Source organism: Salmonella sp. SAL03688 (assembly GCF_046551895.1).
In the GTDB taxonomy this organism is placed as follows: Bacteria; Pseudomonadota; Gammaproteobacteria; order Enterobacterales; family Enterobacteriaceae; genus Salmonella; species Salmonella enterica.
This window is the reverse complement of the sequence record NZ_JBGDVI010000003.1, coordinates 120195-134145: the sequence shown is the minus strand read 5'-3', so window position 1 is coordinate 134145 and position 13951 is coordinate 120195. Positions and strand designations below refer to the sequence as shown.

At 54.5% G+C, this 13951-nt stretch carries 15 protein-coding genes; 13 read left to right on the top strand and 2 right to left on the bottom strand.

Going from position 1 to position 13951, the window contains the following annotated elements; genetic code table 11:
- Positions 1-45: 45 nt before the first annotated feature.
- The 5 genes from ftsY to livJ all read left to right on the top strand — a co-directional run bounded on the left by ftsY (position 46) and on the right by livJ (position 5765).
- Positions 46-1521, top strand: a complete 1476-nt coding sequence (gene ftsY, locus ACLJR2_RS04100; RefSeq protein ID WP_001533896.1) for a signal recognition particle-docking protein FtsY — start codon at positions 46-48, stop codon at positions 1519-1521.
- Between the two features lie 2 nt (positions 1522-1523).
- Entirely contained in the window at positions 1524-2192 is a 669-nt protein-coding gene (gene ftsE / locus ACLJR2_RS04095; protein ID WP_000617729.1) for a cell division ATP-binding protein FtsE, read from the top strand.
- A complete protein-coding gene (gene ftsX / locus ACLJR2_RS04090) occupies positions 2185-3240 on the top strand; it encodes a permease-like cell division protein FtsX (protein WP_001081703.1) in 1056 nt (351 codons plus the stop codon). The genes ftsE and ftsX overlap by 8 nt, the downstream gene beginning before the upstream one ends.
- A 245-nt stretch (positions 3241-3485) precedes the next feature.
- A complete protein-coding gene (gene rpoH / locus ACLJR2_RS04085; protein ID WP_000159621.1) occupies positions 3486-4340 on the top strand; it encodes an RNA polymerase sigma factor RpoH in 855 nt (284 codons plus the stop codon).
- A gap of 321 nt (positions 4341-4661) precedes the next feature.
- Positions 4662-5765, top strand: coding sequence for a branched chain amino acid ABC transporter substrate-binding protein LivJ (livJ, locus tag ACLJR2_RS04080; RefSeq protein WP_001533929.1), 1104 nt, complete (start codon positions 4662-4664; stop codon positions 5763-5765).
- Positions 5766-5848: 83 nt separating this feature from the next.
- On the opposite strand, the gene ACLJR2_RS04075 is transcribed toward livJ, so the two are convergent.
- Together ACLJR2_RS04075 and panM are read right to left on the bottom strand one after the other, a co-directional pair.
- A complete protein-coding gene (locus ACLJR2_RS04075) occupies positions 5849-5983 on the bottom strand; it encodes a hypothetical protein (protein WP_001517957.1) in 135 nt (44 codons plus the stop codon).
- Positions 5961-6344: an aspartate 1-decarboxylase autocleavage activator PanM gene (panM, locus tag ACLJR2_RS04070; RefSeq protein WP_000778873.1), complete on the bottom strand. Its 384-nt coding sequence runs from the start codon at positions 6342-6344 to the stop codon at positions 5961-5963. Before panM ends, ACLJR2_RS04075 begins: the two co-directional genes overlap by 23 nt.
- A gap of 421 nt (positions 6345-6765) precedes the next feature.
- Between panM and livK the strand changes: the two genes are divergently transcribed.
- The 8 genes from livK (at position 6766) to ugpB (ending at position 13907) form a co-directional block, all read left to right on the top strand.
- Positions 6766-7875, top strand: a complete 1110-nt coding sequence (livK, locus tag ACLJR2_RS04065) for a high-affinity branched-chain amino acid ABC transporter substrate-binding protein LivK (protein ID WP_000822976.1) — start codon at positions 6766-6768, stop codon at positions 7873-7875.
- 59 nt (positions 7876-7934) lie between these two features.
- Entirely contained in the window at positions 7935-8861 is a 927-nt protein-coding gene (gene livH, locus ACLJR2_RS04060; RefSeq protein ID WP_000003007.1) for a high-affinity branched-chain amino acid ABC transporter permease LivH, read from the top strand.
- Positions 8858-10135, top strand: a complete 1278-nt coding sequence (gene livM / locus ACLJR2_RS04055; protein WP_000803764.1) for a branched chain amino acid ABC transporter permease LivM — start codon at positions 8858-8860, stop codon at positions 10133-10135. Before livH ends, livM begins: the two co-directional genes overlap by 4 nt.
- Positions 10132-10899 (top strand): high-affinity branched-chain amino acid ABC transporter ATP-binding protein LivG, encoded by a 768-nt coding sequence (gene livG, locus ACLJR2_RS04050; RefSeq protein ID WP_000082083.1) that lies wholly within the window; start codon positions 10132-10134, stop codon positions 10897-10899. Before livM ends, livG begins: the two co-directional genes overlap by 4 nt.
- A 1-nt stretch (position 10900) precedes the next feature.
- Positions 10901-11614, top strand: coding sequence for a high-affinity branched-chain amino acid ABC transporter ATP-binding protein LivF (gene livF, locus ACLJR2_RS04045; protein ID WP_000416116.1), 714 nt, complete (start codon positions 10901-10903; stop codon positions 11612-11614).
- 131 nt (positions 11615-11745) lie between these two features.
- Entirely contained in the window at positions 11746-11967 is a 222-nt protein-coding gene (locus tag ACLJR2_RS04040; protein WP_001520924.1) for a type II toxin-antitoxin system Phd/YefM family antitoxin, read from the top strand.
- Positions 11964-12332 carry a type II toxin-antitoxin system death-on-curing family toxin gene (locus tag ACLJR2_RS04035; RefSeq protein WP_000174964.1) on the top strand — a complete coding sequence of 123 codons (369 nt, stop codon included), beginning with the start codon at positions 11964-11966 and terminating at the stop codon, positions 12330-12332. Before ACLJR2_RS04040 ends, ACLJR2_RS04035 begins: the two co-directional genes overlap by 4 nt.
- A gap of 258 nt (positions 12333-12590) precedes the next feature.
- On the top strand, positions 12591-13907 hold the full coding sequence (gene ugpB, locus ACLJR2_RS04030) for a sn-glycerol-3-phosphate ABC transporter substrate-binding protein UgpB (RefSeq protein WP_000624747.1): 1317 nt from the start codon (positions 12591-12593) through the stop codon (positions 13905-13907).
- Positions 13908-13951 lie beyond the last annotated feature (44 nt).

Below are 13951 nucleotides of genomic sequence, written 5' to 3'. Positions count from 1 at the left end.
TTTTTAGCTTCCATGTATATAGCGCCGCGAGGGGTGTAGTCGCAGATGGCAAAACAGAAAAAACGTGGCTTCTTTTCCTGGTTGGGCTTCGGTGATAAAGAGCAGAAGCAGGAACAGACCGAAGAACAGCAGATTGTTGAGGAACAACGACCGGTTGAGCCCCCTGTTGAAACGGCGGCAGACGTAGACGCGCAAACGCCCGCACACAGCAAAGCAGAAACCGAAGCCTTTGCGGAAGAGGTGGTGGACGTTACTGAGAAAGTTCAGGAGAGCGAAAAACCGCAGCCGGTAGAGCCGGAGCCCGCGGCGGCCATTGAGACGGCAGCGCCGCAGATCGCGGTGGAACGCGAGGAATTGCCGCTGCCGGAAGAGGTCAAAGACGAGGCTATCTCGCCGGAAGAGTGGCAGGCCGAAGCGGAAACCGTAGAGGTCATTGCCGCGGTAGAAGAAGAGGGCGAAAACGCGGCGAAATTCACCGACGAAGAGCTGGAAGCGCAGGCGCTGGCCGCTCAGGCGGCGGAAGAGGCGGTGATGGTTGTTCCGCCAGCGGAAGAAGACGAGCCGGTGGAAGCGATCGTTCAGGAGCAGGAAAAACCGACTAAAGAAGGTTTCTTTGCCCGCCTGAAACGCAGCCTGCTGAAAACCAAAGAAAATCTCGGTTCCGGATTTATCAGTCTGTTCCGCGGCAAGAAAATCGACGATGATTTGTTCGAGGAGCTGGAAGAGCAGTTGCTCATCGCTGATGTCGGGGTGGAAACCACGCGTAAGATTATCGCTAATCTGACGGAAGGCGCCAGCCGCAAACAGCTTAAAGATGCCGAGGCGCTGTATGGTCTGTTGAAAGACGAGATGGGCGAGATTCTGGCGAAGGTAGACGAACCGCTTAATATTGAAGGTAAAACGCCTTTTGTTATTCTGATGGTTGGCGTGAACGGCGTGGGTAAAACCACCACTATCGGTAAACTGGCGCGCCAGTTTGAGCAGCAGGGTAAATCAGTGATGCTGGCGGCGGGGGATACTTTCCGCGCGGCGGCGGTCGAACAGCTACAGGTCTGGGGACAGCGTAACAACATTCCGGTTATCGCCCAGCATACCGGCGCGGACTCCGCCTCGGTGATTTTTGACGCTATCCAGGCCGCGAAGGCGCGTAATGTGGATGTGTTAATTGCCGATACGGCAGGGCGTCTGCAGAACAAGTCGCACCTGATGGAAGAGCTGAAAAAAATCGTTCGCGTCATGAAAAAGCTGGACGAAGAAGCGCCACATGAAGTTATGCTGACCATTGACGCCAGCACCGGACAGAACGCGGTAAGCCAGGCCAAACTGTTCCATGAAGCGGTAGGCTTAACCGGTATTACCCTGACCAAGCTGGACGGTACGGCGAAAGGCGGGGTGATTTTCTCGGTAGCTGACCAGTTTGGCATTCCTATCCGTTACATTGGCGTGGGCGAACGTATCGAGGATTTGCGTCCGTTTAAGGCGGACGATTTTATTGAGGCACTTTTTGCCCGAGAGGATTAACAATGATTCGCTTTGAACATGTCAGCAAGGCCTATCTCGGCGGGAGACAAGCGCTGCAGGGAGTGACATTCCATATGCGGCCAGGCGAGATGGCGTTTCTGACCGGCCACTCCGGCGCGGGGAAAAGTACCCTGCTGAAGCTAATCTGTGGGATTGAGCGGCCCAGCGCCGGCAAAATCTTCTTCAGCGGGCATGATATTACGCGTCTGAAAAACCGCGAAGTGCCGTTTTTGCGCCGCCAGATTGGGATGATTTTCCAGGATCACCATCTGCTGATGGATCGCACGGTCTATGACAATGTGGCGATACCGTTAATCATTGCCGGTGCCAGCGGCGATGATATCCGTCGTCGTGTGTCGGCGGCGCTGGATAAGGTTGGACTACTGGACAAAGCGAGAAACTTCCCGATTCAACTCTCCGGAGGCGAACAACAGCGCGTGGGCATCGCCCGCGCGGTGGTCAATAAGCCAGCGGTATTGCTGGCGGATGAACCGACCGGGAACCTGGACGACGCGTTGTCGGAAGGGATTTTACGTCTGTTTGAAGAGTTTAACCGCGTAGGGGTGACGGTACTGATGGCGACGCACGATATTGGACTTATCTCCCGTCGTTCCTATAGGCAGCTCGTCCTGAGCGATGGACATCTGCATGGAGGCCTGGCCAATGAATAGGCGCGACGCGATTAACCAAATCAGGCAGTTCGGCGGACGGCTGGATCGACTGCGTAAGTCTCGCGGCGGAACAGGCGGCGGGCGCAACGCGCCAGGACGCCAGAAGCCGATGCCGAAACCGAACTCACGTAAAACGAATGTCTTTAATGAACAGGTGCGCTATGCCTGGCACGGCGCGCTGCAAGATCTGAAAAGCAAACCGCTGGCGACGTTTCTGACGGTGATGGTGATCGCCATCTCCCTGACGCTGCCCAGCGTCTGTTACATGGTCTATAAGAACGTCAACCAGGCGGCGACTCAGTATTATCCGTCGCCGCAGATCACCGTTTATCTGCAAAAAACGCTGGATGATGATGCGGCGGCGCGGGTTGTTGGGCAGCTTCAGGCCGAGCAGGGCGTTGAAAAGGTCAACTACCTGTCCCGTGAGGACGCGCTGGGAGAATTCCGCAACTGGTCGGGTTTTGGCGGCGCGCTGGACATGCTGGAAGAGAACCCGCTGCCGGCGGTAGCGGTGGTGATCCCCAAGCTGGACTTCCAGAGTACCGCCTCGCTTAATACGCTGCGCGACCGTATCTCGCAGATTAACGGCATTGACGAAGTCCGCATGGATGATAGCTGGTTTGCGCGCCTGGCGGCGCTCACCGGGCTGGTGGGCCGCGTGTCGGCGATGATCGGCGTGCTGATGGTCGCGGCGGTCTTCCTCGTTATCGGCAACAGCGTGCGCCTGAGCATTTTTGCCCGTCGCGATACCATTAACGTGCAAAAGCTGATTGGCGCGACCGATGGCTTTATCCTGCGTCCGTTCCTCTATGGCGGCGCGTTGCTCGGTTTTTCCGGCGCGTTTCTTTCACTGATATTGTCTGAAATTTTGGTGATGCGTTTATCATCGGCGGTGACTGAAGTGGCGCAGGTCTTCGGCACGAAGTTTGATCTCAATGGCTTATCGTTCGATGAGTGCCTGTTGCTGCTGCTGGTCTGTTCCATGATTGGCTGGATCGCCGCCTGGCTGGCCACGGTGCAACATTTACGTCACTTTACTCCCGATTGATAAAATCGTGGTATAATCTTTCCCTGCAATGGGCTTCCGTTCGCAGGGAAAGAGTCCCTGTTGTCTCTTCCCCGCGCGTCATCTTTATGTCACAAGATTTGTGCAAATTATGCACAGTGTTACATTGAACTTGTGGATAAAATCACTGTCTGATAAAAGAGTGGGTGATATTCTCGTTGCTCATCGGCTTTGGCACGGTTGTTGCTCGCTGACGGTGCCAGGCAATACTGATTGAGAGGATTTGAATGACCAAAGAAATGCAAAATTTAGCTTTAGCCCCTGTTGGCAACCTGGAATCTTATATCCGGGCAGCGAACGCGTGGCCGATGTTATCGGCTGACGAGGAGCGGGCATTGGCTGAAAGGCTGCATTACCAGGGCGATCTGGAAGCAGCTAAAACGCTGATCCTGTCTCACCTGCGCTTTGTTGTTCATATTGCTCGTAACTATGCGGGCTATGGTCTGCCGCAGGCGGATTTGATCCAGGAAGGCAACATCGGCCTGATGAAAGCCGTACGTCGTTTTAACCCGGAAGTAGGCGTGCGCCTGGTCTCCTTCGCCGTACACTGGATTAAAGCAGAAATTCACGAATACGTGCTGCGTAACTGGCGTATCGTTAAAGTCGCAACCACGAAAGCGCAGCGTAAGCTGTTCTTTAATCTGCGTAAAACCAAGCAGCGTCTGGGCTGGTTTAATCAGGATGAGGTTGAAATGGTGGCGCGCGAACTGGGTGTTTCCAGTAAAGACGTGCGTGAGATGGAGTCGCGTATGGCGGCGCAGGACATGACGTTTGACATGTCTTCGGACGATGAGTCCGACAGCCAGCCAATGGCGCCGGTGCTGTATCTGCAGGATAAATCGTCTAACTTTGCCGACGGCATTGAAGACGATAACTGGGAAGAGCAGGCCGCCAACCGACTGACCGATGCGATGCAGGGGCTCGACGAGCGTAGCCAGGATATTATCCGCGCTCGCTGGCTGGACGAAGACAATAAGTCTACGTTGCAGGAGCTGGCCGATCGTTACGGCGTCTCCGCTGAGCGTGTGCGCCAGCTTGAAAAGAACGCCATGAAAAAGCTTCGCGCTGCGATCGAAGCGTAATCTTCGCGAATTGCCAATGAACCCTCGAATGTGAATTCGGGGGTTTTGTTTTTTGTAGGCCGGATAAGGCGTTTACCCTGCCATCCGGCAACACGTAGGCCCGATGGCGCTTCGCTTATCGGGCCTACGGGCCCTTCCTCTCCCCCACCGACACAAATCTGTTATCTGGATGTAAATTTAGCTATTCCAAAATAATAAAAATCGGGTATGTTTTAGCAGAGTATGCTGCTAAAGCACGGGTAGCTAGCCAATAATCGAAATAAAGTGCTGAACAATAACACCACAACACACGTAACAACCAGAATAATGGGGATTATCAGGATGAATATGAAGGGTAAAACGTTATTGGCAGGATGTATCGCCCTGTCATTAAGCCATATGGCATTCGCAGAGGACATTAAAGTCGCGGTTGTCGGCGCGATGTCCGGTCCGGTGGCGCAGTATGGCGACCAGGAATTTACCGGTGCGGAGCAGGCAATTGCCGATATCAATGCGAAAGGCGGTATTAAAGGCGATAAGCTCGTCGCGGTGAAATATGACGACGCCTGCGACCCGAAACAGGCGGTAGCTGTCGCTAACAAAGTGGTGAACGACGGCATCAAGTATGTTATCGGACACTTATGCTCCTCTTCCACACAGCCAGCCTCTGATATCTACGAAGACGAAGGTATCCTGATGATAACCCCGGCGGCGACCGCGCCGGAGCTGACCGCACGCGGCTATAACCTGATTTTGCGCACGACCGGCCTGGACTCTGACCAGGGGCCAACGGCGGCAAAGTATATTCTGGAGAAGGTAAAACCGCAGCGCATCGCGATTATCCACGATAAGCAGCAGTACGGCGAAGGGCTGGCGCGCGCGGTGCAGGACGGTCTGAAGAAAGGCGGCGTTAACGTCGTATTCTTTGACGGCATCACCGCTGGCGAAAAAGATTTCTCCACTCTGGTTGCGCGCCTGAAGAAAGAGAATATCGACTTTGTCTACTACGGCGGTTATCACCCGGAAATGGGGCAGATTTTGCGCCAGTCCCGCGCCGCAGGGCTGAAAACCCAGTTTATGGGGCCGGAAGGGGTGGCGAACGTCTCGCTGTCTAACATCGCCGGAGAGTCGGCGGAAGGCTTACTGGTCACCAAACCGAAGAACTACGATCAGGTCCCGGCGAACAAACCGATTGTGGATGCCATCAAAGCCAAGAAACAAGATCCTAGCGGCGCATTCGTGTGGACCACCTACGCCGCGCTGCAATCGTTGCAGGCGGGTCTGAACCAGTCTGACGATCCGGCGGAAATCGCCAAATACCTGAAAGGCGCCACGGTCGACACCGTAATGGGACCGCTGTCGTGGGATGAGAAGGGCGATCTGAAAGGATTTGAGTTCGGCGTGTTTGACTGGCATGCGAATGGTACGGCGACAGACGCTAAGTAATTTTCCTGGCGCCTTTCGCGCTGCAGGTGCGTTGGCTACGTTATTCAACCCCGGCCACTTACTTATGTAAGCTCCCGGGGATTTCATAACTTGCCGCCTGCCTGCAACGCGAAATTCTTGGAAAATTGCGAGGTGGTTTTTATCTTTTCTCCCGGCATGTAGGCCGGATAAGCGTCAGCGCCATCCGGCTTTCTTTTAGCGCTTCTCCCAGCCGTCATGCTGGGCGGTAAAACCTAACGCCTGCATAAACGCGGCCATCACGCTGCGGTCTTCAACACCGACATCCGCCATCCACCACGACGAGACGTTGGGATTATCGCGGATGACTTCTTCTACCAGGTATTGCCCGACGCCGCGGCGACGGGTGATTTCACGCACGCGTAAGGAATCCAGCGCGCCCTGCGTTCCGCTCAGCGTCACTCTTACGGCGCCCAACAAACGCTCATTAAACCGCGCGGCATAAATCCGGTGCGTTTCATCTACGCTTAATGAGGAGGCGGAATATTCCGGCCAGATTTTGCCCAGATCGATCTGATCCTGAGCGCTAAAGTGTTCTAAACGAAGAATGGTCAGCTTCATCGACGGCTTGTCCCGATTTCAAAAGATGCGATCAGTGTACCGAAACAGGCAGGCCAGATGCTTTCTCTTTTTTGTGTCATTTACCAGGTTATTAATTTTTTAACAACGATAATTACAGTTTGAAGCATTAGAGAATGGAAAACAGGCAGCATAATTCCCTGAATGCTAGTGAATTATTCCGCTTAATATGCCGTTATTTTATGCTGACAAGCATGCTTTTTTTTGTTTATCTATAGCGAAAAGCAGAATATTATCTTTTCTTAATAGACTGAAAAATAGAGATTTTAATCTTATTATGCTTTAAATGCTGCGCTAACTCATTAATGAGTCAGTAAAAAGCGCACCATTTATAAAAAGTACAGTCTGCTTTTTAACCAGCAAAAAACAAAACATATAACATCACGAATGGGGATACAGGCACATGAAACGGAAAGCGAAAACAATAATCGCAGGGATTGTTGCATTAGCAGTCTCGCAGGGGGCAATGGCAGATGATATTAAAGTCGCCATAGTCGGGGCGATGTCCGGCCCGGTAGCGCAATGGGGCGATATGGAATTTAACGGCGCGCGCCAGGCCATTAAAGACATCAACGCTAAAGGCGGTATTAAAGGCGATAAGCTGGTCGGCGTAGAGTACGATGATGCCTGCGATCCAAAACAGGCGGTGGCGGTGGCCAACAAAATCGTTAACGACGGTATTCAGTACGTTATTGGTCACTTGTGTTCTTCTTCTACTCAGCCAGCATCCGATATCTATGAAGATGAAGGTATTCTGATGATCTCCCCGGGGGCGACTAACCCGGAGCTGACCCAGCGCGGCTATCAGTACATTATGCGTACCGCCGGCCTGGACTCCTCCCAGGGGCCAACGGCCGCGAAATACATCCTGGAAACGGTGAAACCGCAGCGCATCGCTATCATTCACGATAAACAGCAATACGGCGAAGGACTGGCGCGCTCCGTGCAGGATGGCCTGAAGCAGGGCAATGCCAATATTGTCTTTTTTGATGGTATTACCGCCGGTGAAAAAGATTTCTCCGCCCTGATTGCTCGCTTGCAAAAAGAGAATATCGACTTTGTGTATTACGGCGGCTACTACCCGGAAATGGGGCAGATGCTGCGCCAGGCGCGGGCTAATGGCCTGAAAACGCAATTTATGGGGCCGGAAGGCGTTGGTAACGCGTCGCTGTCCAATATTGCGGGCGGTGCGGCGGAAGGCATGTTGGTGACGATGCCAAAACGTTATGACCAGGACCCGGCGAATAAAGCGATTGTTGAGGCGCTGAAAGCCGACAAGAAAGATCCCAGCGGTCCGTATGTCTGGATCACCTACGCCGCCGTCCAGTCACTGGCGACCGCAATGACGCGTAGCGCCAGCCATGCTCCACTGGATCTGGTGAAAGATCTTAAAGCGAACGGGGCTGATACCGTTATTGGGCCGCTGAAATGGGATGAAAAAGGCGATCTTAAGGGATTTGAATTTGGCGTCTTCCAGTGGCACGCCGACGGCTCGTCAACCGTCGCGAAGTAATGCCAGAAGATAAGTTATCCCACCGCCCGCACGCCGGGCGGGTTTAAAAAGGTTACCTTATGTCCGAGCAGTTTCTCTATTTCTTGCAGCAGATGTTTAACGGCGTCACGCTGGGGAGCACCTACGCGCTGATTGCTATCGGTTATACGATGGTGTACGGCATTATCGGCATGATCAACTTCGCTCATGGCGAGGTGTATATGATCGGCAGCTACGTCTCTTTTATGATCATCGCCGCGCTAATGATGATGGGAATAGACACCAGTTGGCTCCTGGTGGCCGCTGGATTTATCGGCGCGATTATTATTGCCAGCGCCTACGGCTGGAGTATCGAGCGAGTCGCTTACCGGCCCGTGCGCAACTCCAAGCGCCTGATTGCCCTGATTTCCGCCATCGGGATGTCCATCTTCCTGCAAAACTACGTCAGCCTGACGGAAGGTTCGCGCGACGTGGCGTTACCCAGCCTGTTTAACGGCCAGTGGATTGTGGGCAGCAGCGAAAACTTTTCCGCGTCCATCACCACCATGCAGGCGGTTATCTGGATAGTCACCTTTCTGGCTATGCTGGCGCTCACCATTTTCATTCGCTACTCCCGGATGGGCCGCGCCTGCCGCGCCTGCGCGGAGGATCTGAAAATGGCCAGCCTGCTCGGCATTAATACCGACCGTGTCATTGCGCTAACGTTTGTTATCGGCGCGGCAATGGCGGCGGTGGCGGGCGTGCTGCTCGGTCAGTTCTATGGCGTAATTAACCCCTACATCGGTTTTATGGCCGGGATGAAAGCGTTCACCGCGGCGGTGCTGGGCGGTATTGGCAGCATTCCGGGCGCGATGATCGGCGGTCTGATTTTGGGCGTTGCCGAAGCGCTCTCGTCTGCATATTTAAGTACCGAATATAAAGATGTCGTATCGTTCGCTCTGCTGATTCTGGTACTGCTGGTGATGCCGACCGGTATCCTGGGGCGTCCGGAGGTAGAGAAAGTATGAAACCGATGCATATTGCGATGGCTCTGTTCTCTGCGGCGATGTTCTTCGTTCTGGCTGGCGTCTTCATGGGCGTACAACTGGAGCTGGACGGCACCAAACTGGTGGTGGATACCGCCGCCGACATCCGCTGGCAGTGGATCTTTATCGGTACGGCAGTGGTTTTTTTCTTTCAGTTGCTGCGTCCGATGTTCCAGAAAGCGGTGAAGCACGTCTCCGGACCGAAGTTTATTCTGCCGGCGATCGATGGCTCTACCGTTAAGCAAAAGCTGTTTCTGATGGCGCTACTGGTTATCGCTGTGGCGTGGCCGTTTATGGTGTCGCGCGGTAGCGTCGATATCGCCACTATGACCATGATTTATATCATCCTCGGTCTGGGGCTGAACGTGGTGGTAGGGCTGTCCGGCCTGCTGGTATTGGGCTACGGCGGCTTTTACGCCATCGGCGCTTATACCTTTGCGCTGCTCAACCACTATTACGGTTTGGGTTTCTGGACCTGCCTGCCGCTGGCGGGACTGGTCTCTGCCGCCGCTGGTTTCCTGCTCGGCTTCCCGGTACTGCGTCTGCGCGGCGACTATCTGGCGATTGTGACGCTCGGCTTCGGCGAAATCGTCCGTATCCTGCTGCTCAACAACACTGAAATTACCGGCGGCCCGAACGGCATCAGTCAGATCCCCAAACCGACGCTGTTTGGTCTGGAGTTTAGCCGCAACACCCGCGAAGGCGGCTGGGATACCTTCAGCAATTTCTTTGGCGTGAAGTACGACCCATCCGACCGGGTCATTTTCCTCTATCTGGTGGCCCTGTTGCTGGTGGTCCTGTCGCTGTTTGTCATTAACCGCCTGCTGCGTATGCCGCTGGGCCGGGCGTGGGAAGCGTTGCGTGAGGATGAGATCGCCTGTCGCTCATTAGGTTTAAGCCCGACGCGCATCAAGCTGACCGCTTTTACTATCAGCGCCGCGTTTGCCGGTTTCGCCGGGACGTTGTTTGCCGCCCGCCAGGGCTTTGTCAGCCCGGAATCTTTCACCTTCGCCGAATCCGCCTTCGTGCTGGCGATTGTGGTGCTGGGCGGAATGGGCTCGCAGTTTGCGGTGATCCTGGCGGCGGTTCTGTTGGTGGTGTCGCGCGAGTTGATGCGCGATTTCAACGAATACAGCATGTTGATGCTCGGCGGTTTGATGGTGTTGATGATGATCTGGCGCCCGCAGGGATTGCTGCCGATGACGCGTCCGCAGTTGAAGCTGAAAAGTGGTCAGGCGAAAGGAGAGCAGGCATGAGTCAGCCATTATTAGCGGTTAACGGCCTGATGATGCGCTTTGGCGGTTTGCTGGCGGTCAACAATGTATCGCTGGAATTGCGTGAGCGGGAAATTGTGTCGCTGATTGGCCCTAACGGCGCGGGTAAAACGACGGTGTTTAACTGCCTGACCGGTTTTTATAAGCCGACAGGCGGTACGATCACGTTGCGCGAGCGGCATCTGGAAGGATTGCCGGGCCAGCAGATCGCCCGCATGGGCGTGGTACGTACTTTCCAGCATGTTCGCCTGTTTCGCGAAATGACGGTGATTGAAAACCTGCTGGTGGCGCAGCACCAGCAACTGAAAACGGGCCTCTTTTCCGGCCTGTTGAAAACGCCCGCTTTCCGCCGCGCGCAAAGCGAAGCGCTGGACCGCGCGGCGACCTGGCTTGAGCGTATTGGCCTGCTGGAACATGCCAACCGCCAGGCCAGTAATCTGGCCTACGGCGACCAGCGCCGGCTGGAGATTGCCCGCTGCATGGTGACGCAGCCAGAAATTCTGATGCTCGACGAACCGGCCGCCGGCCTCAACCCGAAAGAGACCAAAGAGCTGGATGAGCTGATTGCCGAACTACGTAACCATCACAACACCACTATCTTGCTGATTGAACACGATATGAAGCTGGTGATGGGCATTTCCGACCGTATCTACGTGGTGAACCAGGGCACGCCGTTGGCTAACGGCACGCCGGAAGAGATCCGCAACAACCCGGATGTTATCCGCGCGTATCTGGGTGAGGCATAAGATGGAAAAAACGATGTTAACGTTTGAAAAAGTCAGCGCCCACTACGGCAAGATTCAGGCGCTGCACGACGTCAGTCTGCACATCAACCAGGGGGAAATCGTTACCCTGATTGGCGCTAACGGCGCGGGGAAAACGACGCTGCTTGGCACCTTGTGCGGCGATCCGCGTGCCTCCAGCGGACGGGTGGTGTTTGACGGTAAAGACATCACCGACTGGCAGACGGCGAAAATCATGCGTGAAGCGGTGGCGATAGTGCCGGAAGGGCGGCGCGTCTTCTCGCGGATGACGGTGGAAGAGAATCTGGCGATGGGCGGTTTTTTTGCCGAGCGCGATCGGTTTCAGGGGCGTATCAAATGGGTGTACGAGCTGTTTCCGCGCCTGCATGAACGCCGTATCCAGCGAGCGGGCACCATGTCCGGCGGTGAACAGCAGATGCTGGCGATTGGCCGCGCGCTGATGAGCCAGCCGAGGCTATTGCTGCTGGATGAACCGTCGCTGGGGCTGGCGCCGATCATCATCCAGCAGATCTTCGACACCATTGAGCAGTTGCGCGAGCAGGGTATGACCATCTTCCTTGTCGAGCAGAACGCCAACCAGGCGCTGAAGCTCGCCGACCGCGGTTATGTGCTGGAAAACGGCCACGTGGTGCTATCCGATACCGGTGATGCACTGCTGGCGAACGAAGCGGTGCGCAGCGCCTATCTGGGCGGTTAGACTGTGCCAGGGGGGAAGCGCGTGCGCCGCCCCCGGTAACGGCAAGCGGTAAAATTTTTCAAAAGAGCCTGATGGCTCTTTTTTTGTACATGTTTGTTGTACAATAAACATGTACAACTGGGGAGGTGTTTATGCGTACGGTTAACTATAGCGAAGCGCGGCAAAATCTGGCCGAAGTCCTGGAAAGTGCGGTGACGGGGGGCCCTGTCACCATCACGCGTCGTGGGCATAAGTCCGCAGTGATCATCAGCGCCGAGGAGTTTGAGCGTTATCAGACGGCGCGAATGGATGATGAGTTTGCTGCCATTATGGCGGTTCATGGCAATGAGCTCAGGGAGCTGGCGGATAAATGACCCTACAACTTATCTCAGCGGAAGAGATAATTCAGTTTCACGACAGGCTTCTCCGCGTTACGCCTGGTGTAACAGGCATGCCTGATCCTGGGCGCGCGGAAGCGCTAATGTACCGGGTACTCAATCAAATCGAATATGAAGGGGTGACCGACGTGTGGCTGCTGGCGGCAATGCATTTGCTCGCTATATCCCGTGGGCATATCTTCAATGATGGTAACAAACGTACCGCCTTATTTATTACGCTGCTGTTTTTAAAGCGTAACGGGATCTCACTCGCTGCGAATCCGGATTTTGTCGATATGACAGTCGATGCGGCGGCAGGGCGGCTTACGCTGGAGCAAATTGTCGTTCGCTTACGCGCCTGAGACGTTAATCCCGGCGACGCTCCGCCTGGTTGAGTTACGGCATGTGCGCCGCCCCCGGGAATAATGTCGTACCTATCCGTGCCGTAGCTCCCACTTTTCTTTTCCGGCGCTTTCACTGCCTTGCCATCTCTCTGTCGCCTTACTATCTTTTTTTTGTAATAAAAAAGTTATTTTTCTGTCATTCGAGCATGTCATGTTACCCCCGCGAACATAAAACGCGTGATATCGCGCATCCCGGCACAAAAAGAGAGATAACCGATGATATCGTTACGACATACAGCTTTAGGACTGGCGCTGAGTCTGGCATTTACGGGTCAGGCGTTGGCCGTCACCACTATTCCATTCTGGCATTCAATGGAAGGGGAGTTAGGCAAAGAAGTTGATTCACTGGCGCAACGTTTCAACCAGGCCAATCCGGATTACAAAATCGTTCCGGTCTATAAGGGGAACTATGAGCAGAACCTGAGCGCCGGGATCGCGGCATTCCGTACCGGCAACGCGCCGGCAATATTGCAGGTTTATGAGGTTGGGACAGCGACCATGATGGCCTCGAAAGCTATTAAGCCGGTTTATGAAGTGTTTAAAGACGCCGGTATTAACTTTGACGAGTCCCAGTTTGTACCGACCGTTGCAGGCTACTACACCGATGCTAAAAGCGGGCATCTGCTCTCCCAGCCCTTTAACAGCTCCACGCCGGTACTGTACTACAACAAAGACGCCTTTAAGAAAGCCGGTTTAGATCCGGAACAGCCGCCGAAAACCTGGCAGGAGCTGGCTGACTATACCGCGAAACTGAGAGCGGCAGGCATGAAATGCGGTTACGCCAGCGGCTGGCAAGGCTGGATCCAACTGGAAAACTTCAGCGCCTGGAACGGTCTCCCCTTCGCCAGTAAAAACAATGGCTTTGACGGTACAGATGCGGTGCTGGAGTTTAATAAGCCAGAGCAGGTGAAACATATCGCGCTGCTGGAAGAGATGAATAAAAAAGGCGATTTTAGCTATGTTGGGCGTAAGGACGAGTCTACCGAGAAGTTTTATAACGGTGACTGCGCGATGACAACCGCGTCCTCCGGCTCGCTCGCCAATATCCGCCAGTATGCCAAATTTAACTATGGCGTGGGTATGATGCCGTACGACGCTGATATCAAGGGCGCGCCGCAAAACGCCATTATCGGCGGAGCCAGCCTATGGGTCATGCAGGGTAAAGATAAAGAAACCTATACCGGCGTCGCCAAATTCCTCGACTTCCTGGCAAAACCGGAAAACGCTGCTGAATGGCATCAAAAAACCGGCTACCTGCCGATTACCACCGCCGCCTACGAGCTGACCCGCGAGCAGGGTTATTACGATAAAAACCCTGGTGCGGATATCGCCACTCGCCAGATGTTGAATAAGCCGCCGTTACCCTTCACCAAAGGCTTGCGTCTGGGCAATATGCCGCAGATTCGTACCATCGTGGACGAAGAGCTGGAAAGCGTCTGGACCGGGAAGAAAACCCCACAACAGGCGTTGGATACCGCAGTGGATCGCGGGAATCAGTTGCTGCGTCGTTTTGAGAAAGCGAGCAAATCTTAAGTGTATAAGTGCCTGGTGGCGCTGCGCTTATCAGGCCTACAGCG